The organism is Mucilaginibacter phenanthrenivorans (assembly GCF_024721155.1).
Lineage (GTDB): Bacteria > Bacteroidota > Bacteroidia > Sphingobacteriales > Sphingobacteriaceae > Mucilaginibacter > Mucilaginibacter phenanthrenivorans.
Genome location: NZ_JAHVAP010000003.1, coordinates 546,196 through 569,524 on the forward strand (window position 1 = coordinate 546,196; position 23,329 = coordinate 569,524).

17 protein-coding genes are annotated in these 23,329 nt (G+C 43.0%); 3 read left to right on the forward strand and 14 right to left on the reverse strand.

The window, feature by feature from the left end; genetic code table 11:
• Positions 1-63: 63 nt before the first annotated feature.
• The 6 genes from KXD93_RS08870 to KXD93_RS08895 form a co-directional block, all read right to left on the reverse strand.
• On the reverse strand, positions 64-936 hold the full coding sequence (locus KXD93_RS08870) for an inositol oxygenase family protein (RefSeq protein WP_258136669.1): 873 nt from the start codon (positions 934-936) through the stop codon (positions 64-66).
• 236 nt (positions 937-1,172) lie between these two features.
• The gene (locus KXD93_RS08875; RefSeq protein WP_258136670.1) at positions 1,173-2,717 is read right to left on the reverse strand and encodes a glycoside hydrolase family 28 protein; all 1,545 of its coding nucleotides are present in this window, start codon (positions 2,715-2,717) and stop codon (positions 1,173-1,175) included.
• A gap of 20 nt (positions 2,718-2,737) precedes the next feature.
• Positions 2,738-3,895, reverse strand: a complete 1,158-nt coding sequence (locus KXD93_RS08880; protein ID WP_258136671.1) for an acyltransferase family protein — start codon at positions 3,893-3,895, stop codon at positions 2,738-2,740.
• Between the two features lie 14 nt (positions 3,896-3,909).
• Positions 3,910-6,135 carry an alpha-N-acetylglucosaminidase gene (locus KXD93_RS08885; protein WP_258136672.1) on the reverse strand — a complete coding sequence of 742 codons (2,226 nt, stop codon included), beginning with the start codon at positions 6,133-6,135 and terminating at the stop codon, positions 3,910-3,912.
• 134 nt (positions 6,136-6,269) lie between these two features.
• Positions 6,270-7,865 carry a RagB/SusD family nutrient uptake outer membrane protein gene (locus tag KXD93_RS08890; protein ID WP_258136673.1) on the reverse strand — a complete coding sequence of 532 codons (1,596 nt, stop codon included), beginning with the start codon at positions 7,863-7,865 and terminating at the stop codon, positions 6,270-6,272.
• Positions 7,866-7,886: 21 nt separating this feature from the next.
• Entirely contained in the window at positions 7,887-10,832 is a 2,946-nt protein-coding gene (locus tag KXD93_RS08895) for a SusC/RagA family TonB-linked outer membrane protein (protein WP_258136674.1), read from the reverse strand.
• A 369-nt stretch (positions 10,833-11,201) separates the two neighbouring features.
• Between KXD93_RS08895 and KXD93_RS08900 the strand changes: the two genes are divergently transcribed.
• Positions 11,202-12,212 carry a LacI family DNA-binding transcriptional regulator gene (locus tag KXD93_RS08900; protein ID WP_258136675.1) on the forward strand — a complete coding sequence of 337 codons (1,011 nt, stop codon included), beginning with the start codon at positions 11,202-11,204 and terminating at the stop codon, positions 12,210-12,212.
• Between the two features lie 126 nt (positions 12,213-12,338).
• Here the strand turns inward: KXD93_RS08900 and KXD93_RS08905 are convergent, their stop codons facing one another.
• Positions 12,339-12,470, reverse strand: coding sequence for a hypothetical protein (locus tag KXD93_RS08905; protein ID WP_258136676.1), 132 nt, complete (start codon positions 12,468-12,470; stop codon positions 12,339-12,341).
• 132 nt (positions 12,471-12,602) lie between these two features.
• Between KXD93_RS08905 and KXD93_RS08910 the strand changes: the two genes are divergently transcribed.
• Both KXD93_RS08910 and KXD93_RS08915 read left to right on the forward strand, forming a co-directional pair.
• Positions 12,603-13,199 carry a DUF6436 domain-containing protein gene (locus tag KXD93_RS08910; RefSeq protein ID WP_258136677.1) on the forward strand — a complete coding sequence of 199 codons (597 nt, stop codon included), beginning with the start codon at positions 12,603-12,605 and terminating at the stop codon, positions 13,197-13,199.
• A gap of 24 nt (positions 13,200-13,223) precedes the next feature.
• A complete protein-coding gene (locus tag KXD93_RS08915) occupies positions 13,224-15,464 on the forward strand; it encodes a response regulator (RefSeq protein WP_258136678.1) in 2,241 nt (746 codons plus the stop codon).
• Positions 15,465-15,478: 14 nt separating this feature from the next.
• Here KXD93_RS08915 and KXD93_RS08920 read toward each other — a convergent pair whose 3' ends face one another.
• The 7 genes from KXD93_RS08920 to KXD93_RS08950 all read right to left on the reverse strand — a co-directional run bounded on the left by KXD93_RS08920 (position 15,479) and on the right by KXD93_RS08950 (position 23,276).
• Positions 15,479-16,129 (reverse strand): hypothetical protein, encoded by a 651-nt coding sequence (locus KXD93_RS08920; RefSeq protein WP_258136679.1) that lies wholly within the window; start codon positions 16,127-16,129, stop codon positions 15,479-15,481.
• Positions 16,126-16,707 carry an RNA polymerase sigma factor gene (locus KXD93_RS08925; protein WP_258136680.1) on the reverse strand — a complete coding sequence of 194 codons (582 nt, stop codon included), beginning with the start codon at positions 16,705-16,707 and terminating at the stop codon, positions 16,126-16,128. The genes KXD93_RS08920 and KXD93_RS08925 overlap by 4 nt, the downstream gene beginning before the upstream one ends.
• A 65-nt stretch (positions 16,708-16,772) precedes the next feature.
• Positions 16,773-17,315, reverse strand: a complete 543-nt coding sequence (locus tag KXD93_RS08930; RefSeq protein ID WP_258136681.1) for a hypothetical protein — start codon at positions 17,313-17,315, stop codon at positions 16,773-16,775.
• Positions 17,316-17,696: 381 nt separating this feature from the next.
• Positions 17,697-18,128 (reverse strand): hypothetical protein, encoded by a 432-nt coding sequence (locus tag KXD93_RS08935; RefSeq protein WP_258136682.1) that lies wholly within the window; start codon positions 18,126-18,128, stop codon positions 17,697-17,699.
• Positions 18,129-18,222: 94 nt separating this feature from the next.
• Positions 18,223-20,046, reverse strand: a complete 1,824-nt coding sequence (locus tag KXD93_RS08940; protein WP_258136683.1) for a glycoside hydrolase family 35 protein — start codon at positions 20,044-20,046, stop codon at positions 18,223-18,225.
• Between the two features lie 121 nt (positions 20,047-20,167).
• The gene (locus KXD93_RS08945; protein ID WP_258136684.1) at positions 20,168-21,712 is read right to left on the reverse strand and encodes a glycoside hydrolase; all 1,545 of its coding nucleotides are present in this window, start codon (positions 21,710-21,712) and stop codon (positions 20,168-20,170) included.
• 58 nt (positions 21,713-21,770) lie between these two features.
• Entirely contained in the window at positions 21,771-23,276 is a 1,506-nt protein-coding gene (locus KXD93_RS08950; RefSeq protein ID WP_258136685.1) for an RICIN domain-containing protein, read from the reverse strand.
• Positions 23,277-23,329 lie beyond the last annotated feature (53 nt).

Genomic DNA, 23,329 nt, shown 5'->3' on the forward strand with positions numbered 1-23,329 from the left:
TTGATTTTTATGTGGCAACAGTATTCCATGCTGTTTAGTTAGCTAAGCAGCATGGAATAAAATCTATAATTTAACAGTTGCCGGAAGGTATTTGGCAATCAGATCCTCATAATAAGGCTTTAACTCAGAAACCACCGGCGTTACCGGGCTTTTTGAATACAGGTCATACGGGTTAAATTTATCCACCCATTTAAACATTTCGTGGTCATGCGCGTTCAGCAAATGATCATAAGCATGCTCGCGGTGCTGCGAATAAAACGAGTGATAGCGAATCATGTACAGGGCTGGTTCAGGCAGGTAATCCTTTGTTAAATGATACATGTACTCGTCATGCCCCCATGATAAATTCACGTTGTCCATTCCGCAGTGATGCGAGTAAACACCATATTTGGTATTGTAGCGTTCATCATTTATATCAGGATTATCCGCAAAAAATTCAGGATAAACTATTTTGTCCGAAAACTTGCACCCTACCGGGTATGAATCGCCCACAACATTCCATTGCGGCTCGCCAAACAGGCAAAGCACTTTACCCAGGTCGTGTATAAAACCGGTAAGCACAAACCAGTCCGGATGCCCGTCCGCACGTATGGCTTCGGCCGTTTGCAGCAGGTGTTGCAGCTGGTCAAGCTGCAGATCGGGGTCCGAATCATCTATCAGTGTGTTAAGGTATTCCATTGCTGACCACCACGGCATTTCCATCTTATCAAACTTCAAAAAGTTAGCTTTTTTGGCTAAAACATTATCATAAGTTTGATATTTATGATTAAGCCTGTAAAACTCGCGCACACCGTCTATCTCCGGGCTGTCATAGTTTCTGAATTCGTCCTTTTCCTTGGCTGGCTGCCCGGCCTCCGGATATCTTTTAAGTACATCCTCGTCCCAATCTTCAAGACTGTTTAAAGGCGACATTTCATCTTTAGGTAGTTTTGTCATAACTTTTTTAATTGTTTGATAAATACTTTTTTGGTTAGCATTGTTACTTTTCCAGGAACCCTTATACTACTGCCAGGATAAATAAAGAAAACTGTATAGCTGTATCCTGAACGATGGTTCATTTACAACAGGTTTAACCGGATAATTTAAAGTTGATAAAATTTAAGCCGATATATGATTGATCGTCGTCTTTTATTTACGTAATCGTTTACGTAACAATGGTAAACCGGTGGAGGCTATTGCGCCTTTATATTTTTTTCGGCGTTACCGGGGATCCTGATGTTTTTTAAGACCAGGCCGCTTACCTTATTGAGCAATATTACCGGCGTCCTTTTTACCTGCGGGATGCTTAATCCAGTTAGGCTGAGTCCTTTTACATCATCGGCAATAAAAGCCGGGCGATAATCAGTTCCTTTACAGGTCAGCACCATGTTCTTAATCATAATACCATCAGCATGCCTGATGTAAAAGCCCCATGCAGGTAACTCGCCAAACATGGAGAATTCAGGGTAATTAGGTATTCTTTCGGGTACTTTTTCAAGCGTATCTATACCGAAATATGCCCGTTCTTTTTTTGCTCCGCCCGCATAATTAATGGTGATATTTTCAAGGGTTACATCTTCCACCCGGCTGCCGGGAATGCCTGTAATAGATGAGGGGAAAACATTATGCGGAATGGTTACAAGCGGGCCCTCCATTGTGTAACCCGCATCGGGTTTACCGGCCGGCACATCAACTTTTACATTGCCAATATATACCCTGCGCAAAATCCCTGCTGGCACCTTCTGGTTACGATGGCCCAGCCTAATCACAAGCGCATTACCAGTATTGGTGGCGGTAATATCGCGAATGTCAATATCTTCAAGTGTTGCGCCGTCAACCGTTTCAATTGCTATGGCCGAGCGGTAAGTATCATAAACGCTGATGTTCCTGATCGTGATCTTTTTAAATGCGCCGTGTGAAGCAGTACCGAATTTTACTGCGCTCGCGCTTGAGCGTACCCTGCAGTTGGCAACGTAAATATTTTCGCAGGCGCCATCCCGGTCTTCCGACTTCAGGCAAATCCCGTCATCAGCAGCATTAAAAAAACTATTGGTTAGCTTTACATTTTTACAATCAACAATATCAATTCCGTCGTTATTCCAATAGGTAACACTTTCCACCTTTATACTGTCAATCACCAGGTTTGAACAGTTTTTGTAATTCTGAATCCAGCATAATCCGTTTTTAATGGTTATGTCTTTAATATTTATATCATCGCAGCCTTTAAATTCAATAAGCTTAGGGCGATTATCCTCCGTTGGCCGCATCTGGTGCCAGGGATTGGGCTTGCGCCATTCAGTATCTGCTAAGGTACCCGCGTTTAATCGGCGGTAAATATCTTTTAACAGATCCAGCCCCTGTCCGTCAATAGTTCCCTGCCCGGTTATGGCAATATGCCGCTGATTATTTGATACAATGAGCGGAGACGCCTTGCCTTCGCCATAATCGGCCCGAATGGCGCTGCCCAGCAAAAATGCGTTTTTGTCTATATGCAGTTCGACGTTTGATTTGAGGTTGATAACCCCGGTAACAAACTTCCCGGCAGGAACTAAAACCCGGCCGCCTCCATTGGCCGATGCTTCATCAATAGCCTTTTGAATAGCTGCTGTATTGTTAATTTTAACATCCGCTATAGCCCCATAATGTTTAATATTATAGGTTTTTATTTGTGCCGATACGGTTATACTGGTAAAACCGGGTAACAAAACGGCGAAGAATATTTTGAAAAAGTATTTCATCTAACAGGTGATATAATTGATTAAACTTTTAAAAATAACTTATTGCTATACAGGAGGTATAAGAACAGGAGTTGCACCAGGGTTACACTTACGGCTGTCCACACTGCTTGCCATGCCACCGGGGTAAGGTGAACAAGCCCGTCGAACAGATAGCCAGCGGTATGACCAAAATCAACCAGGCCTTCTGAACAGAGGTAGATCAAGATAGAATTGGTTCCTATCCATAAAAAAGGAATAGCCCATTTTTTAAACCCCGCTACATCGATTACCAGGTAAAACACCGACAAAAAGACCATGCTCCAGCCGCCCACATATAACACAAACGAGCTTGACCATAAACGTTTATTAATGGGAAACTCCGGATTCCATAGCCAGCCCAATCCAATTAACACGATACCTGCCCCGAAAATTAACAGCCCTTTTTTGAGCATGGACCAGCGGGGCGAATCCAATTTTAAAAAGCTCCCCGTAAATACGCCAAGCAACGCAGTGCCTATTGCCGGGATTGTTGAAAGTACCCCCTCGGGATCATGTATTTTATCATGCAGCCTGCCGGGCAGCAACAGCCTGTCAATATACGATTCCAGCGAACCCTGCATAGTTAATACACCGGCTCCGTATCCGGGCACGGGGATAAACAACATGGCAGCCCAGTAACCAATCAGGATCCCGGCAAGCCAAAGTATTTGCCCGCGTAAGTTAAAGTTGAGATAGATGAGGCCCGCAAAAAACCAGGCCAAACCTATACGCCCCAATACGCTGGCAAAACGTGTGTTTTCATACCCGTTAAATTTAAGCGCGCCGTTTACCACCATACCCAGCAGTATAAGTATCAATGTGCGCCGCAACATGGAAAGGTAAATACCCCGCTTAGTTTTTGCAGAAAGCTGGTTGGCAGATTGAACATCCGCTTTAGCAATTTTATTGCTCATGGAATAAGGCATTGATACACCGGCGATGAACAGGAACAATGGAAAGATCATATCGTAAAAAGTGATGCCATTCCATACCGTATGGTGCAGCTGGCCCGAAAACCATAAAAGCACGGGCCATTGGGTAACCTTTGCCAGCGTATGGATGATCTGCTCGCCGCTCATGATCCAGAACATATCAAACCCACGAAGCGCATCAAGAGAGACCAGGCGTTTTATTGGTTGTATAGGTGATGGAGTTGTCATTTTTTGGGCATTCATTATTTATAAGCCGCAGCTATCCGTTCACGATATTTATTATAAATAGCATTGGCCTGGCTTACGCTGCTGCCACTTGCTTGCAATGGGTAACTTTTATGGCTGTTTACCCACTGCCATTCCCATTGGCTGATCGATTTATCAAAGCCTTTTATGTCAGCCTCCTTGCCCTGTTGTAGCGCGTCATCCAGCAAGGCGAAAAACTTCTCCCAACGGGTTTTATAAAAATCATTGAGCAAACCACTCCACTGCCTGCACGAGTACTCATGCAACGGACTATTGGCATCGCCCCAAAGGGTGACCAGGTCGCGGGCATTGCGTTCATACAGATCTTTTTCGGCCTTTGTAGTGCCTTGGTTACGGGCATCAGCCAGCCATGGCCCCAATAAAAAATCCTTACGGGTTACTAACAGCGCATCCATGTCACCAATAAGCTGCAGGTATTCTCGGCTGTATTTCTTAAACCCGGCTATATCTTTTTGGCGATAAGCATTTACCCACTTGCTTTGCATTGGCAAAGCATAGTTGGCAAGCACCTGCCGGGTTATGTCAACCAAATCGTACCTAAAGCCGTCACTATTGCTGCAGGTTGGAATAGCTTTCATCATCGCATCCCACGCGGGCAAAAACTCCTTGGGTTTGTAATTAAATGTTGTGCGTGTCCATGCGGTATTTGAATCAAGCGTTGGCCTCCCAGTGATAATAGATTCCGAACCATCCCGTATGATCTTTCCCCCGCTGTAAACGGTATTGCGTAGTACCTTCCAGGCTTGTTCAGTGTATTTATTAATATGGCCATAACGGTTTAACTGGTATTTTTTTATCCATTCATCAAGGTTGATGGGTTTATCCCGCCAGGTATTAGCGGTCATGAGCTCATAAAGTACCGGGTTTTGTTCAATGGCTTCCATGGTAAGACCTATACCCTCCAGCTGTTTTGATTTTGGATCGTTCAACGCTGCTGCCGGGCCATTGGCCACTTCATTCATACGGCCAAAAAGCACAATGTTGCCGCCAAAGTTGTGCAGCATATTCCAGATCCAGGGTTTGCCGTAAAAAGCATCGGTACGTTTCCAAACCGGTTCAATTTCGGCGGCCAGGTCCAGAATTATCATATGCTCGTTGGGTACAGCGTCCAGCAAGGCTTTAATCTGGGGGGCCTTCCAAAACTTTCTATCATTATAAAACAACCATCCCTGCATTACCCAGGTTGCTTTTGGGTCGGCATTGCTCATGCCCTGGTACACCCGTGAACTTAACGCCGAAAGATAAGTTGTGTCGTTGGTTGGCGGTTCGTTCTCATTAAAGGTATCAGCAGAATATAAATGATCTGTTCCATAAAGCCGGGTTTGTGTTTCAATAAACTTGCGGCCAATTTCGGCAAAAAGCGGGTCTTCAGTATCCAGTACATAGGTATCGGCAAACCCGTTGGTCCAGTTAACCTTTTTAAGCTTTGATGCCGGGAAATGTTCCCGAAATGATGGCGGCACATGCCCTGTGAAGGATTGTAAAATGGGTTTCATGCCCAGGTCGCGTTCGCGCCGCACTATTTTTTGCTGCAAATCGCGGTGACTCTGCATCCAGCTTAGCGGTAGCGGGCCACCCCAGCCATCAAGGTTGCCCATCCAAAACCAGGAGAAATAAGCAGGACCGCAGAAGAACTCATTCAGATCGGTATCAGAAAAGCCTATGTTTTTGTAAACCTCATACCAGGTATATTCCTGGCCGGTTAACGCCAGCGGCATATTGATGCCATGCAGCGCCATCCAGTCAATCTCTTTTTGCCATCTTTCCCAGTCCCACCAGCTCATGCTGTAATTAAAGGTGCAATAATTAAGATAATAGCGGTACTGGTAGGGTGTGTTTTTATGCACACGGGTTTTAACCAGAGGCAATTTCACAGGCAAATTCAAATTAACCCCATTCCAGGTTAGCTGGCAATGTGCATAGTTGGTAAGGTAATCATATAAGGCTGAAGCAACTGAAACACCGTTCGTTCCTCTGAGAATGATCTTGCCATTACGGCTTTCTATTTCAAAAGCGTCTTTATCCTTAACAGGCAACTGTTCAACCACAAATGCAGAAGCCCGTTGCGGAATTACCCTTTTTATAAGGGCATAAGATGCGGGAATATTAACCTGCGCAAATACGGTGCTATTATTTAAAGCAACAACAAGCAAAAACGCGATAACGAATTTTAAGCAATGAAGCAGGTTATTTTTTTTCATGAGCAGGCAGCGTAAAACAGGTGTATCGATATGATCGGATACTAAGTTATTAAATATCAGTTAAGAATATACAGAATATGGGCCGGAGCCCACATTCTGCATTATCTCAAACAATCAATCAAACGCCATTTTTATTAATACCCCGGATTTTGTACCAGCTTACTGTTTAACTGTAACTCTGGGGTTGGGATAGGGAAGATCCGTTTATTAGGATCAGCATCGGTTTTTATGCCCCATGCGTTTTCATACATCCCGTACCTTATCAAATCATTCCTGCGCCAGCCCTCATCGGCAAGTTCTCTTGCGCGTTCTTCCAGCAGGGTTGTTAAAGTTACCGATGCAAAGGCGGTGGCTTTTGCCCTGGCACGAACCTGGTTTACTAATGACAATGCTGTTTGGCCATTGGTAACACTCGCTCCTCTTAATATTGCTTCGCCTTTTTCTAACAGCACATCTGCATACCTGAAAAGCGGCACATCATTACCCTGGGCGCGGGTAGGTGCAAGGCTATCCGGGTAGAATTTATTATTCCGGTAACCTTCCTCATTGGCAAGCTCATCATTGCCAATATCAAATGTTGCATTGTTTTTCCACACAATATTTGGCGTAAATTCCAATTGGTGTACCACAGTGGCATTTGGACTTGGCCCGCTGTAACTCGCATCAAGCCCGATATTTGTAGTTGTTATAGTAATAGGGGTTCCATCATTGTAATATTGCTTCCCGGTTAGGTATTGCCCCTTACGGATATCGTTCGGATCATTGAAATAAGCATAATATGAAGGATAGGTATAAACCGGTCCGTCAGGCGCGTAAGGCATGCTGTATTTTTTTTGCAAAGCCGGGTGTAAGGTCCAGCGGGCATAATACATATATGCAGCATGTACACCATCAAAGGGAATAGCAAAAATAAAATCCTTTATTTGCGGCCCGTTGCTTGGCTTAAACTCGCCCAAATAATCAGCATCTAAATCATACTGGCCACCTTGTATAATATTATCACACATGGTAACACAATCCTGGTACCTGGCTGTACCTGTATAGGAAGCAGCATTAAGATACATTTTAGCCAAAATAGCATAAGCCAGGTACTTAGTAGGTCTGCCGTAGGTTGAAACCCCCACTGTACTGCTAAGATTTGGGATCTGGGCCAGCAACTCACTTTCAATAAATGCAAAAACCTTAGCCCTTGATTGTGTACCCAAATTGGTAGTATCTCCAAACGTTGTTGAAATTGGAACGTTTCCAAAATTATCCATCATAAAATAATAACAAAGCGCACGCATAGTTTTTATCTCGGCAACTGTTTGGCTTTTACTGGTACTGGCTGGCACTGAATTAAATAGCGATAAAACCTGGTTGCAGCTGCTAATGGTTGAGAACCCCCAATACCAGAGCGACTCAAGATTGCCATTGTCAGCAGTATAGGTATGAAGGTTTAGGGTAGAATAACTCCCGCCATCAAACCAGTTTCCGCCACGTGCAACTAAAACCTCCATATCGGTACTTAAATTTTCAACCAACCACCATTGCCTGCCTGAGCCGCCACTTGCAAACGCCGTATAAATAGGGCCGGTAGCGGCCACAAATTGCGCCGGAGTGGTTGGAAAATTAGCCGGTGTAAGTGTGGAAACAGGCTTTACATCAAGCTTTGTACAGCCCGACAGGTAAACTGCGCCCGTACTTAGAGCTATAAAGCTCAAAATTATATATAGTTTAAAACGTTTCATCTTATTGATTTTGAGGGTTAATTATAAATCTACTTGTAGGCCGGCCAGGAATGTCCGTGTTTTTGGATAATAGTTATTGGCATCAACTCCAATAAACTGCCCGCTTGCCTGGTTATTAAGGGTCAAATTCAATTCAGGGTCAACACCTTTGTATTTGGTAATAATAAACAAGTTTGTTCCGGTAGCATAAATGCGTAAGCCATGTATATAATTGCCGGGTACCTTTATTCTGTAAGATAGTGTTGCATTACTTAACCTGATAAATGCGCCGCTTTCAAGGTATCGGGTAGAGTACTTGTTTGCATTTACATCAGTAACGGGCTCACTTAAAGTTATTAACGGCACATTATGCGTTGTGGCCGAATACGGCGTATTAAAATCTGCCAGCGAAGCATCCATTATTTTATTCCCTCCCTGGCCGCGGAAGAAGAAGTTAAAGCTAAATTTTTTATACGTAACAGTATTTCCCCAGCCAAATGTGTAGGTTGGCTGTGCGTTACCTGCATAGGTTTGGTCGGTACTGGCAGGGTTGGTTGTAGGCTGGCCATTGGCACCTAAATAGGTAGATACCCCGTTAGTCATCCCTAAGTATTTAAGGGTGTAAAACTCGCCAAGCGGATAACCTGCCTTGATGATTGAAACTTTGATCCCGCTTTGACCCGGTCCTTCAGGATCCCCGGCAAAAATTTGAGAAAGATTGTTACCCAGCGACGTTATTTTGTTCTTGTTAAAGGAAATATTTCCGTAGCTCTCCCATGTGAAATCACTTCCCTTCACCGGGGTGCCGTTCAAGCTTATTTCAACCCCTTTGTTACTCATGCTGCCAACATTTGCAGTTAAACTATTTACTAAATAGGTAACCGTTGAAACAGGTATAGAATAGATCATATTGGTTGTTTTTTTATTGTACACGTCAACCGTACCACCTAACCTGCCCTTCAGCAAGGTAAAATCAATCCCTAAGTTGAGGGTTGCTGTAGTTTCCCATTTCAGGTTTGGATTGGGGTTTTGGGTAGGGCCAATAGCACCTATCCAATTACCATTGTAATAAAATGAGCCGGTAGTGCCATATTGGGTTAATGGTGTATAAGCATCAAACCCAAGGGAATTACCCGTTTTGCCATAACCTATGCGAAGTTTAAGATCATCAAACAGGTTTTGCGATTTCATGAATGACTCATCAATAATTCTCCAGGCGCCTGATACTGCCGGGAAATAACCCCACCGGTTGTTCGTTCCAAATGCATTTGAACCATCGCGGCGAATGGAGGCCTGGAATATGTATTTGCCTTCATAGCTATAGTTTAAGCGCGAATAGAATGAAATTAAGCGAAGCGTTTCGTCCAAATAACCGCCATAGTTAGGAACATAACCTGCCGGGGCCGTACCTAAGGCAAGGTTATGATAGCTTGTTGCATCGGAAATAAAGTTTTCATTACTTGATTGAAATCCGTTGCCGGTTTCTGTCTGATCGAACGAATAACCGAACAAGATTTTAAAATCGTGTTTGTTATTCCAGTTATGCGCATAACTCAGGTAGTTTTCAAACAACTTTTTAGTATCCTCATCTTGCGAACGGGTAGCTACACCTCCAAGGTTTTGGGCCAGTTCAGATTGTGAGTTAAGATAAGTGTTGCCGGTTGTATTCCTGTCCTGGTAGGCAAAATTCAAGTTATATAGTAAACCAAATGGCAATTGCAATTCGGCCTTGGCGTTGGCCAGTAAAAGATTAACTTTTTGTTTGTAGGTGTTGGTTTCAAGCAAGCCTAAAGGATTATAGCCCAATACTAAGGTTGGATCGTTATAAAAAGAACCATCAGCATTATATACAGCGCGCGTAGGAAGCGCCTGTATTGCAGACCTGAATACATTAGGATTAGCGCCATTTGCACTATATAAAGGGATATCGTTTACAAAAAGATCCTGGCTGGTTATTGAATTGCTTAAGGAAAAATCAAGCTTTAATTTATTATTTAACGCCTTTTGCGATAAGTTAAGCCGCCCGATAAACCTGCTCAATCCGCTGGTTTTAACAATACCCTGGTTTTCCAGATAATTGATGCTTCCACCAAATACACTCTTATCGGTACCGCCTCCAAATGATAAATTATGATTTTGAGAAAAGCCCTGGTTTCGTTCAATTTCTTTTTCCCAATCGGTAGTTCCATTGTTATTGGCAGGGGTTAAGCTCTGCCCGTTAGCCGCCAAAAAGGTTTTTAGCTGCGCTGCGCTGGCCACCTGGAACTGTTTGGCTATCTTTTCTATTCCTGCATAGGCATCATAGGTCATTCTTAACTGGCCTGCTTTGGCTTTCTTTGTGGTAACAATAATAACGCCGTTGGTGGCCCTGCTACCATAAATAGCCGATGCCGAAGCATCTTTTAAAACATCCATTGAAAGAATATCCGACGGCGCAATGAGGTTAATATCAGCATCAGGAACCCCGTCAATAACATAAAACGGAGATGACGCTGCACCTGCGCGTAATGTTGATGGCCCCCTGAGCGTAACTGTTGCCTGGCCATTAGGATTGCCGTCATTGGTAATGTTAAGGCCCGCAACCTTACCTTCAAGCAGGTCGGCTGGTGTGGCTACAACACCCGCGTTAAAATTTTCTGCTTTAACCGTTGTAATGGCGCTTGTTAGTTCCTTCTTAGAAGTGGTGCCGTAACCTACAACTACTACATCGTTAAGTGTTGTTTGGCTTTCGTTAAGCGTTATGTCAATGTGGCCTGCATCACCCACCGTTGCATCAAAAGGTTGATAGCCGAGAAAACGGACCAGTAGTACACTTCCCTTATTCGCATTGATGGAAAAATTTCCGTCAACTGATGTTGACGTTGAGTTGTTAGTGCCCTTTACCTGTATCGTTACACCCGGTAACGGGTTCCCTTTTGTGTCCTTTACGGTTCCCTTAACGACGCCGGTTTGCGCCCAGGCGTTGCTAAAGCAAAAGAGCAATAACATGAGCAAGATACCAACCAGATATCTTGTAATAAATAATTTGTGTCTAATTGTCATCATATTGGTTAATTTAATTGGTGGCTATTACAGGTTAATTTAATTTTCATAAAAGCGTCATTAATAAATGTTATACAAACAATTAATAAATGTTTATTACAATTATTAATCACAAATAAAAGCTTTATCAATGCATTTTTAGGTTAAACAACTATCATTTGAAACTCGCTCTCGTATGATATTTAAGTTATTAAGTGTTTAAAAGTGAAAAAATAAAAACTTGCTTTTATCAAATCGGGAGTATTTATTTACGTAAACGTTTACGGAATAATAGTATATTACACACTAATAAACCAATTAAACCGTCCTAAAAAAATGGGAGAAATCAATATAAAAAAGCTTGCCTGTGAGCTGAATTTATCAGCGGCAACTGTTTCAAGAGCTCTCCGCGATAGTCACGAGATCAGCAGTGAAACCAAGGCCAGGGTACTTGAAATGGCCAAAAAACTTAACTACGAACCCAATCCATTCGCAAGTAACCTGCGGGGGCAAAAAAGTAAAACAATTGCTGTAATAGTACCTGAAATAGCCAATAACTTTTTTTCGCTTGCTATTAATGGCATTGAAGATGTGGCGCGTAAGCTGGATTATCATGTGCTGATTTACCAAACGCACGAAAGCAGCGAAATTGAAACATCTTTTCTGATGCGCCTTTTAAGCGGTCGCGTTGATGGCATTTTAATATCTCTTGCCTGTGAAACTGTTGACAAAGAACACATTAAAAAAGTAAGCGATCAATTACCTGTAGTTTTTTTTGATAGGGTGCATGATGACATTGAAGGGATGAAAATTGCAACCGACGATTATGAAAGTGCCTATAATGCAGTGCAGCATCTTGTTGAAAACGGCTGCAAAAAAATAGCTTACTTACTAGCACTCAATACTTTATCAACCGGCAATAAACGACTGCAGGGTTATCTTGACGCCTTAAAATACAATAATTTTCCGGACGACAAGAATTTGATTATGGAAAGTGGTGCAAACAGTGATGAAAACTACGCGCTCATTAAAAATCTTATAGCTGAACAAAAACCCGATGGTATATTATCGTCTATTGAGGATCTTGCCATGCCCTGTTACTATGCCTGTAAGGAACTGAAATTAAATATACCCCGTGATTTAAAACTCATCAGCTACTCAAATCTTGCACACGCTGAGTTGCTTAATCCATCGCTTACTACCATTAACCAGCCCGCTTTTGAAATAGGCGTGGAAGCGGCAGGCATACTATTTAAAATATTTAATAAACGGTGGTATGAGCCGAATGAAACTATAATTTTAAAATCCAACCTGATAAAAAGAGAATCTACAAGGGGTAACGTTTAAAACGAGCCTCAAACAGCATCCTGGCAGCACATCAAAGCCCCTTTTTGTTCAGATTGTCAACATTTATTTGTGACAAACCATGAAGTTTGACAAGATAAGAATCCAGCAGTGTTGTTGTTTTAAGCGTTACAATAAGACCATGGCTTTAACCATAAATATTCCCCAATCCTTTTTCAGACCGCACAAAAAATAGTTTGGATACTTTCCGCCAAGTGCTACCTGAAGTAGCTGAATATAAAGCCACTGCCTATTTTTCATTCTTTTGACACCCGCAACTAAAAGTTCTCAAAATTGATTTGCTTCCTCCGCTGTAGCAGCCTCTATTTTTTTAGTTTTTTTGTCCGAACCTTTTCCCAGCGAAATACGTAAGAAAATTTAAGTACAGGTAAAATGAAAAAATTGCTCCTAACAATTTGGCTGTTGCTTCTTCTTTTTGCTGTGGGGACCCTGTTTTGGTATAACGAATGGGTATACCATTTGCCAACCCCTGTTCCTGAAAATTACAAACCAGTAAGCCAGGGAAAACTTATTAAATTAAACGATTCGCTGGAATCTGACCACTCAAAACCGCTGTTTCTTCATTTCTTTAATCCGGATTGTCCATGTTCCCGGTTTAATATTACAAATTTCAAATCGTTGGTAAGAAGGTACGGCAACCGGGTAAAATTTGTTATCGTGGTGATGAACCATGATTTCTACTCTGCCAGTCAGATCCGGGATAAATTTGATTTAGATCTGCCTGTTTTATTCGATGCTTCTCTTGCAGCCTCGTGCGGGGTTTATTCTACGCCACAGGCTGTCTTGCTTGACCAGGACCATAAATTATATTATAGAGGAAATTATAACAGCAGCCGTTATTGTACGGATGAAAAAACCAGCTATGCAAAAATAGCACTGGAGGGGCTGCTTCATAATCATGAAAAAATATTGTTTAACCAACTGGCGTTAAGGGCATATGGTTGTCGCCTGCCAAAATGCACCAACTAATAACCTTTACCTAACGTTATCATTATGAGTATTAAACCCGTAGCATTCGACAACCAAACCACCGCTTTTCAATATGAAATAAAAGAAAGATCGGATGGGTTGATGAACTACTTCCTGATCGGCCATTTTTTAGTTGGACTGGCGTTGGCCTTCTTTTATGACACCTGGCTGATTGCATTTGGAATAGGCGGCCTTTCACTGCTGGCCTACTATTCTGCAAAGATAGCCCTACCCGATTCCTCCCTATATCAATATGTATTAAGTATTGTATTAGGTATTTTCATGTCCCAGTTTATTTACCAGATGCATGGGCTGTTTGAAATGCATTTTTTTGCCTTTATCGGCAGTGCCATACTCATTACCTACCAAAAATGGAAGCTACAGATCCCACTACTGGTGGTTGTGGTTGTCCATCACGCCTCCTTAGGGTATCTGCAAAACATCGGCTTTTCCAACGTTTATTTCACACAACTCGATTATTTTACCATCCAGACTTTTATTATTCATATTCTACTGGCCGCAGTGATATTTTTTATCTGCGGATTGTGGGCCTATCAGCTAAAAAAATATAACGAAATTCAGATCCTTCAGACCACGCAAATGACTGAGCTTCAAGAGCAGGTAAGACTTTCTATTGAGCATGAACGGGATGCCCTTGAAAAATCTAACCAACAACTCAGAAAGTCAAACCAGGACCTTGAAAAAGCCCGCCAGGAAGCGGATCAGGCTAACCAGGCGAAGAGTATATTCCTGGCTACCATGAGCCATGAGATCCGCACCCCGATGAACGGCGTTATTGGGATGGCCGCCTTGTTGAATGAAACTGAGTTAACAGATGAACAAAGGATGTTTACCGGGACAATTGCTACTTGCGGCGAAACGCTGATCAATGTTATCAATGATGTTTTGGATTTTTCTAAAATTGAATCAGGCAACATTGAACTTGAAACCGAGGATTTTGATCTCCGCAACTGCTTAGAGGATGTAATTGATATCTTCAGCATCAGGGCGGCACAAATAGGGTTGGAATTATTTTATCAAATTAAGGAAAATGTACCCTTGCAGATTGTTGGAGATCACTTACGTCTTCGCCAGATTTTAATCAACCTTGTGGGCAATGCCATGAAATTTACTGAAAGGGGAGAAATTTGCATATTCGTATACTTACAAAAAATAAGCGTTGACGGCAAGATTGAATTGAGGTTCGACGTGTTGGACACAGGTATTGGGATACCCGAAGATAAATTAAACCGCCTTTTTAAAGCTTTTTCACAAGTAGATTCATCGACCACGAGGAAATATGGGGGTACCGGGCTGGGCTTGGCAATCTCTGAAAAACTGATCACATTAATGGGTGGCGGAATCAGTGTTAAAAGCAAACCTGATAAAGGATCAACCTTTTCGTTTACTGTTATGACCATGCCAGGAACTAAAGTATTGGAACCCTATGTATACTACAATATGGCAGACATTGAAGGCGCCAGGATCCTGATTGTCGACGATAATTTAACTAATCTTGCCATATTGAACCGCCAATTTGAACATTGGAAGTTACAGTCAATCCCGGCAAACTCCGGCCAGGAGGCTTTAACAATCTTATCAAAAAACATTGAAGTAGACCTTGTAATTACGGATATGCAAATGCCGGGCATGGATGGAATGATGCTCGCAGATCTCATCAAGGAAGAATACCCGTCTATTCCCATTATCCTTTTGAGTTCCGTTGAGGTGGAATTTAAAAACGACCAGCGCCATCTCTTTATTTCCGTCATGTCAAAACCGATTAAGCAACATATCCTGAGCAAACAGGTCCTTAATGCACTGCGCCGGCAAATCTCCGTTAATGAAGAAAAAGTTATCAGGAATAAGCTATCCGCTGATTTCGGCGGGAATTATCCGTTCACCATGCTAATAGCAGAAGATAACCCGATGAATCAGCGTGTGATCATGCATATTTTGAATAAATTGGGATATCAGCCGGACCTGGTTAAAAATGGACAGGAAGCTATTGAAGCAGCAAATCAAAAGGATTATGGGATAATACTAATGGATATGCAAATGCCCGATATAGACGGGCTGGAAGCCACAAAAATCATTCGTCAAACTGTTATAAAACAACCTGTTATTATTGCCCTTACTGCCAATGTAATGACGGATGATAAAGAAAGTTGCTTTGCAGCCGGGATGAACGATTATATCAGCAAGCCCGTTAAACTGGAAGATCTGATGAATAAACTTAAAAAATGGTACGAAATCATTATTTGAGTTTGGACGAGGTGCTAAAAAAAGACGCTGAACCTTGATCGCTTTTTCTTTTTCAATAACTTTTTGTCGGTCTTTGAGGTGTCTTTTTGAATATCCTTTTTATCGGAACTTACAGCCCCCGTCGAATCGCGAGCTGCTTTCTGCAGGGTAGCCTTCATAGGGACTATCGAGCTGTCGAGACGTATAGGGATGTTCAAGGCGGCCGGCGCTTTAATTGAATCAATTATCTTCTCTTCCCGTTTTTGAGTACTGTCACTATTAAGTTTTGTTTGATTCATAACCGAAGGATCGGCACTGTGAATTACGGGACTGATCCCGATTAAGGGTTTGACAGTATCCTGTGCCGGTGATGTATCGTTCGCTGCCGGGACAATAGAATCTTGATGCATTTGCCGGGTGTGTAGTATTAGCTGGTCGTGATGTTTCTTCGGGTAATATAACTGACTACCAACATATACCGCTGCCACTGATGAAACGCCCACAAACACGTGAAGTCCCCATTTCGGCATCTTGAAACGGAAAGGTTTTTTAATTATACCAGGTACAGGCATTTGCTTGTCCAGGATGGAGCTCATTTGTAGCCAGTCCATATCAGGGTTGCCCTTAACGGGCAGCTCGCGTCTTTTTTTCTGCCAAAGCTCGCTGTACCTCAATATCCTTTTCAATTTCTTTCCCCCCTTTCCATTGGCCGGTCGGCATACGTTGTGCCATCCAACAGCCCTCGTAATTGTTTTTTTGCCTCAGACAAATGCCAACGCGAGGTGCCCTCGCTTATGTTTAGCTGCTCGCTTATCTCTTTGTGCGAAAATCCGTCCAGCACCGACAAATTGAACACCGTTTGCGTGGATTGAGGCAGCGTGCGGATCTGTCGCAGGATATCCTCGAAGTATAGTTTTTCTAAGACCGACGGAGGTATAAATTCCGTTTCGTGCTCGGGAAAACTAACCGTTAAGCTGCCGAATTTCAACTCCGCCCGATACAAGTCTATCGATGAACAAATCATTATTCTTCGGATCCAGCCGCCCAGCTCGCCCTTTTCACCATCAAAATTTTGAATAGACTCGAATACTTTTAAAAACCCGGTGTTAAACGCCTCCCGGGCAAGTTCTTCATCGGCAAGGTAACTCAGGCAAACCCGCAGCATATCAGCATAGTAAAGCTTGTACAGCGCCTCCTGGGCGCTGCGGTCATTCTGCGTACATGCCTTAACTAATTTTTGCGTTTGCCTTTTTGTTAGCTTCATTCCATGTGCAAGCCTCTGTTATCCGTCGTCTGCAATAAATATATTTGATGAATATAGCTGAATAATCAGAATGAAAAGCTGTGTGAAATGCGAAGTGCGATTATATTTAATGACGGATCGCCGCCGGTGACAAAGGCATGCTCATAACGCAAACTAATATTGAACCTGATGCGACCCGATTCCTGGAACAGGTAGCCAAAGCCGAGCCCGGCATCAGGCCCTGAAACTTTTTGATCCAACTGGTCGCCGTTGGGTTTATAAAGTGGCGTGTCCCCTTTGTAAGCCTGGATATCGGTGCCGCCGAAGGTATAGCCGACCACTGGTTCTACATAAAACCCGTAATCGTCATAAGCCGAAAATAAATGCCTGTACCCTGCCAATACCGGCGCGACAGCCTCATGATAGCCACCACTGCTGAAAACATAAACGCCGCCCTCCACAATAGCAGCGTCAGTCTGGCTAATCGGGATGGAAAAATTAAGAAACCCGCCGAAACCCGTTGCGGAAAAGTTTTTTGACGAAAGGTGAGCAACTTCTATTTGTGCATACGAAACAGAAAAAAGGCATAAAAAGAGTGCCGATAAAAACAGTTTTTTGATCAGGTTCATTGTGACAATCGTTTAAATTGATGGTGTTAAAATTAAATATTTTGAGTGCTACAATAGCTCTTCGGATAAGGTTTGCGAAACGTTGGGTAAAAAAATATTTTTTTGTGGATTCTTTTTTCAAGACGAGACACGCCGGCAAAGCGTTCCATTTTTACACATGGAACACCCGGAACACTATGAAACATCCTCATTATCAATATATTCATTTTTTACCAGCGAATAATTGATTGCGCTTGGCCGTATAAAAACCAGTAGCTGATAATCAATTATTACTACCAGCTTTATGTCGAACTCACGTCATTTAGTAATTATGAGGGAGTAATTGGCCGTTAATTGCTATTATTTGAAGGCTGGTTTGTGGCACTACCAAATTAGATTATTTCAATTAACCGGAACGGCGGGCTTTATGCCTTTGTAGTTAAAAGACGGCTGGAAAGTAAGGGTATAAGGATATAGATAATTTTGCTGTTCATTAACATTAAACGGGTACGGAAACAGCACCTTATTTTGTGTGCTTTGGTTAAGCATATACCTAAAGCGCATTTCACTCAGCTGCTTTTGAATCGTTTCCGGTAGTTGCTTTTTTTGCAGCACTTCGTTAAGTTCCAAAGAGCTAACAGGAACAAAATCAGGGGTGCTGGTTACCATCTCCGGATGCCCCATAATTACCTTGCTGAAATGCCAGCCGGAGCTTAAACTGGCTTTAAAGGTGAACGCCTCTTCCGTGCATTGCAACTCCCTCGGTGTGTTAATCTGGGCATTTACACCGGCAGTAAATAAAATGGCTAAAGCTGTTAACAATAATTGTTTCATGAGCTGAAATAAAGTTAAAAATTAACCGGGGCACATTTGTTGCACCCCGGTCATTATTTTAGCATTAATTCAAAATGGCGTTGCCTGTCCCAGCTTATTGCAATTTGTTTAATACAGGCGTTTTACTACCATTTAAGCTATTTACATCGCTCTTCAGCAGTTCAAGCACAACAATATCGTTCCGTCCCTTTTTTAACCACTCGGCCGGTAAATAAAGCGTTTGCTGCGGGCCTGTTGACCAGTACCTGCCCAAATTATGCCCATTTACCCAAACCACGCCCTTTCCCCAACCTTCCATATTCAAATAGGTATCCGCAACTTTCGAAAGGGTAAAGGTGCCTTTTTTCACTACAGGGGAGTTTACTGCTTTTGCGGGTTTGAACGCGATGCCACTAACCCGGTTAAATGGCAAACTATACATGGCCCAGTTATAAATAACCTTGCCATTAAACACCACACTTTCTGTTATACCCTTTTTGTTTTTAAGAAGATATGGCCCGAAGTTGATGCGTCCTAAATTTTCAACCAGGAGATCTAACCTCACCTTGCCTACCGGCAAAGTTAGTTTGATGCTGTCCTGCTTATGCCGGCGATCAAGTACGCCAACACGCTTGCCATTTACCATTATCACCGCATAATCACGCAGTTCGTTAAGCTTAAGTATGCCAGTTTTGCCGCCGGTTACAGTGGTATGGTATAATACAAACCCATAATCCTGGTTCAGCGCCTCAAAAGTTAAAGGTGTTTTGTTTAGTACAGGCTTTGGTAAAATATCCAGGATCCCGGCCGATTCATTCAGCTTGATATTATTTATCGCGATAGTTGGCTTGGCGGCAGGTATCGGTGGCAAGGTCATCCCGACAGGTAAATGTTTGGCGATCACCTTCCGGAACAACATAAACTTATGGGTTGCATTTCCTGCTTCATCCAGCGGTGCATCATAATCGTAACTGCTAATCTGGGGCTCAAAAGGGTGTTTATCATCATAATTAGCGCCGTTCATAAAACCGCGTGTTGTGCCTCCGTGAAACATGTACATGTTAATTGAAATGCCTGCGGATAACACACTATCCAATCTGCCTGTGTAATTTTCGGCAGGTACGGTGTGGTGTGCAGTCCCCCACCAATCAAACCAGGCCGGGTACCACTCGGCAACATAAAAGGGCCCTTTCCCACCATGATTTTCACGGATGATCTTCTTTACTCGTCCCGGATTATCAATACCGTTAACAGCTGCCAGCAAACCGGGTAAGTGCCCGTTTGCAATCGCCTCCGGCGGATCGCAGGTATATAGTAGCCCGTCAAAACCGGCTTCCTTAAATAACCGCTGATTTATTTTCAAATAGTCCTTATCGCCGCCGTATGACCCATATTCGTTTTCAATTTGTATCATTAAAATATTTCCGCCATGGTTAACCTGTAATGGCGCAAGTTGCCGGCCTACTTCTTTGATATAGGTTTCGTATTCCTTAAGATACTTTTCTTCCTTACTGCGCACCACCAATCCCCTTTCATTTTGCAGCCAGTACGGATAGCCACCAAATTCCCATTCGGCGCAAACATATGGACTGGGCCTTAGTATTACCCATAAGCCTTCCTCCTTTGCTATTTTAACAAATTCAGCAACATCATTATTCCCGCTGAAATCAAACTTACCCTTCTGGGGTTCATGCAAATTCCAAAATACGTAGGTCCCTATCGTATTAAGTCCCATTGCCTTCGCCATCTTCATACGTGCCCGCCACGCCTCCCGGGGTACACGGGGATAATGCATTTCGCCGGAAATCATCTGGAACGGCTTGCCATCCAACATAAAGGACGAATCGCTCAAAGTAAAAGAATGCGTTACTTTTTGCGCTTTGAGACAAATATGTGAGAATAGAATAAAAGATAGTAGCAGTGCTTTTTTAATAGTCATGTTATGTAGTGCGTATATGTGATAAAGTATTACTGAATAGTTAATTGAACGCTTGCCGGTTTAAGATGATAAACAAGTAAAAGATATAGGTTTTTTTATTTTTCATGAGCGTGTATATCTCCTATTTAATAAGCGCCGTTATGGTGGTAATTGATCTGCCCATAACCGAAACTGCACTATTTGCATCGGCCGGGGCTTCTGCATGAAGATCTGCTGATGCAGACGTAGTAAACACCTTTGTGTTTGTAAGCTTACTATTCCCCATATTCAGCCTGATATTTACATTTTCGGTGTTGTTGTTAATAACCACCACTGTAAAATTCTTCCCGTTTTTAAAGGCCGAAATAAGCAATGAGCTTTTAAGCGGCGACTCTTCCATAATATTTGCGTCAACCCTTATTGCTCCCGGCCTGATGAACCTGCTGTAATTTCCCATAGCCCATAGCATTTTGCTGACATAGTAATTTCCATCGGTTTTATTTTTATCTACATAAATAAGCCCATCCTTATAATCATATGCTGAAATGGCCGTCCACCATTGCCAGGCAGATGCATTAGCCGCTGTTAAATCTGTATGGATAACCTTTGCCAGGTACAAGGCTGCGTCGATGCCAAGGTCGCGCTTGTTCCCGTTAATTTCACCTGCGTTATCGCCAAGTATACAGTATTCCGATTGCCAGAATGATAACTCATTAATATCATTAACATTTTGTGCAAGCAATTGTCGTGTTTTTATGGCTGATGAAATAGGCGAAGTAGTAAAGTAGCTGTGCCCTAAGATGGTTTTTTTTACGCTCTTCAGGTCACCGATGTAGTTGGTTGAGCCCTGTTTAAAAAAATCGTTGATCTGATTTCCCTTAGCGGATTTACCAACAGCCGAAAACAGGTAAGCGAGGCTACCGGCCTCGGCTATCACTACTTTCGACGGAACAGATTTTTTTGAAAAGCTTGCATCAATACTTCTTACCAGGCCGGCAATTTCGCTATTGGTATATGGGCACCCCTCCTGGCCCCCATCACTCCAAGCCCATTGAGGCTCATTAACCGGGCTAATATAAGCCAGGGTAATACCGCTCAGTTTTTTTATCCCCTTTTCAACCGTGGAAAGATAATCTGCAAAGGCGGAGTATTTATCAGCAGCTATATTCGATCTTCCCGAATCGGCATAAGCCTTGCCATTAATTGTCAGGTTTACCGGCGGACTGTTTACAAAACCTAAAAATTGATCAACACCACGTTTTTTTGCCGCCGACAAAAACCACATTTGCCCCGCCTGGCTTTGCCAGTTATATGTGCCATCACTATTTAAAAATGATTCCGCCCTGCGCCACTCGTCCTTAATCCCGCTCTGATCAGCCCGGGCTGAACTGCCTGCTCCTATATTAAATCGCCATAATGACAACGCAATCCCCTTCGGCGAACCGTCTGCAAGTGTATCCCTGCTAAAAAAGAGATCAGCTATCTTCTCTTTTTTTTCTCCCGGCCATTTGCCGATGAACTGGCATGACCAGGCATCCGATGCACCAAAATTATCTATGCGCTGATAGGTTTTTGACAAGTCGATATTTACTGAAACCGTTGCCGGCTGACTTTTCGCAGAAATAACGCATAGCAATAATAGTGCTGATGCTGGGATAACTTTTTTTATGGTAGAAATTGTTATCATAATAGCTTAAAAGTACGGTAATCAGTTTGTTTTCCGGGGTTACCGTACTGTGTTTTATTTATTGTTGTACAATTTGCCATTGCTGATTTGTTACACTACTCCATGTCGACTGTATAAGCGCAGCCCCACTGGTTGTTGAAGCGCCCGTTACATCAAGCGTAAGACCGCTGTTGCGGTTAGTTACTTTGTAAACACCGGTTGAAACCTTTGTAAGCTGCCACTGCTGGTTGTTACCCCCAACCCATGCGGATTGGATTACGGGAGTGCCTGTTGCAGTTGAAGCACCGTTAACATCGAGCGCGTATCCGCTGTTACGGTTAGTTATCTTATAATAACCGCCGCCATTATCGGTAATTATCCATTGCTGGTTATTGCCGCCATTTTGCGGCCATTGAATAACACTGGCCCCGGTCAAAGTTGAGGAGCCATTTACATCCATTGCATCGCCGCTGTTTAAATTAAGCAAGCGGTAATAAGCTCCTGTATAAAAAACATCCGTACCACCTGCGCCTATTCCCCATGCATACTTTAAACGGCTAATACCCGAGGCGTTGGTAACTATTACCGTTGGGCTGGCGGCAGTTCCACCGAGCGATTGAATAGCATAGCTATCACCAGTACGGATTCCCGGCCAGTAAACCGAGCCCATTCCTAAAGCCCGCACTTCGTTGGTTAGCCCTAGTATGGAGGCTATATCGGCACTCCCATTTATTGCCCCTGTATAGTCAGTGCCGTTGTTCATAACGTCGCCAAATTCGGTGAGTACTGCCCGGCTGCCATAGCTGCCTACGTTAGTTTTTAACCTGTTTTCCCATTGGGCAGCAGTTTTAAGGGAGCCATCACTAAAAAATGCATAGTCGTGAATTGATAATAAACACTTCGTTAAACGGCTGTCAGCACCCACACCAGTAATGTCCTGGGCATAAGAAGTGCCGTCAACAAGGACGTGAGTTTGCGACGCAGCAGGATTTTTATTCAGCCAATTTGCGCAAATCGCCGCCCAGTCGCTAAGCGAATAACCATGGGGCTCATTAAATATCTCAAAAAAAACATGCGGGTTACTGCTATACTTTTTTACAATAATTTGCCACATCGAAAAAAATTGGTCAACGTTGTCTATTTTACCATCTTTGGCAGCAACGCCCTCCCAGCAGCCCAATATTACATTCATTCCTTTACCGGTAGCGGCGTCAATCACGCCGGCATAAGCGTTCCACCAGCTGGTTGATACCGTAAAGTAGTTAACCGGGATCCTCACGGTGTTGGCACCGGTATTAGCCTGAATGCCCGAAAGGATAACAGTTGCTTTGGCACGCACGGTAGCATAACTATCTGCCGATGTTAAACCGCTTAATACCAATATACCATCGCTGAAATTATCACCATCGCAAGCCCAGTTAACACCCCGGAGTGAATCGGCCGGCACAAACGGTAATGTCCCGGCTATCGTCGTTGTCGTGTCCGTGGTTACTACTGACGTCGTACTTTTTTGGGCAGCCTCTTTTTTACAGCTTATCAAAAAAAAACCGGCACATAAAATAAAAAAAAACGTTCTTCCAGTCATTTGGAGTTGTTTAACAGTAGGTGGATAAAAACATAGTCATAAGGTAGCTCAAA

Excerpts from the sequence above, each read along its gene's own strand:
- KXD93_RS08870 (WP_258136669.1), bottom strand. The coding sequence starts at position 936 with ATGACAAAACTACCTAAAGATGAAATGTCGCCTTTAAACAGTCTTGAA.
- KXD93_RS08875 (WP_258136670.1), bottom strand. The coding sequence starts at position 2,717 with ATGAAATACTTTTTCAAAATATTCTTCGCCGTTTTGTTACCCGGTTTT.
- KXD93_RS08880 (WP_258136671.1), bottom strand. The coding sequence starts at position 3,895 with ATGACAACTCCATCACCTATACAACCAATAAAACGCCTGGTCTCTCTT.
- KXD93_RS08885 (WP_258136672.1), bottom strand. The coding sequence starts at position 6,135 with ATGAAAAAAAATAACCTGCTTCATTGCTTAAAATTCGTTATCGCGTTT.
- KXD93_RS08890 (WP_258136673.1), bottom strand. The coding sequence starts at position 7,865 with ATGAAACGTTTTAAACTATATATAATTTTGAGCTTTATAGCTCTAAGT.
- KXD93_RS08895 (WP_258136674.1), bottom strand. The coding sequence starts at position 10,832 with ATGTTATTGCTCTTTTGCTTTAGCAACGCCTGGGCGCAAACCGGCGTC.
- KXD93_RS08900 (WP_258136675.1), top strand. The coding sequence starts at position 11,202 with ATGGGAGAAATCAATATAAAAAAGCTTGCCTGTGAGCTGAATTTATCA.
- KXD93_RS08905 (WP_258136676.1), bottom strand. The coding sequence starts at position 12,470 with ATGAAAAATAGGCAGTGGCTTTATATTCAGCTACTTCAGGTAGCACTT.
- KXD93_RS08910 (WP_258136677.1), top strand. The coding sequence starts at position 12,603 with ATGAAAAAATTGCTCCTAACAATTTGGCTGTTGCTTCTTCTTTTTGCT.
- KXD93_RS08915 (WP_258136678.1), top strand. The coding sequence starts at position 13,224 with ATGAGTATTAAACCCGTAGCATTCGACAACCAAACCACCGCTTTTCAA.
- KXD93_RS08925 (WP_258136680.1), bottom strand. The coding sequence starts at position 16,707 with ATGAAGCTAACAAAAAGGCAAACGCAAAAATTAGTTAAGGCATGTACG.
- KXD93_RS08930 (WP_258136681.1), bottom strand. The coding sequence starts at position 17,315 with ATGAACCTGATCAAAAAACTGTTTTTATCGGCACTCTTTTTATGCCTT.
- KXD93_RS08935 (WP_258136682.1), bottom strand. The coding sequence starts at position 18,128 with ATGAAACAATTATTGTTAACAGCTTTAGCCATTTTATTTACTGCCGGT.
- KXD93_RS08940 (WP_258136683.1), bottom strand. The coding sequence starts at position 20,046 with ATGACTATTAAAAAAGCACTGCTACTATCTTTTATTCTATTCTCACAT.
- KXD93_RS08945 (WP_258136684.1), bottom strand. The coding sequence starts at position 21,712 with ATGATAACAATTTCTACCATAAAAAAAGTTATCCCAGCATCAGCACTA.
- KXD93_RS08950 (WP_258136685.1), bottom strand. The coding sequence starts at position 23,276 with ATGACTGGAAGAACGTTTTTTTTTATTTTATGTGCCGGTTTTTTTTTG.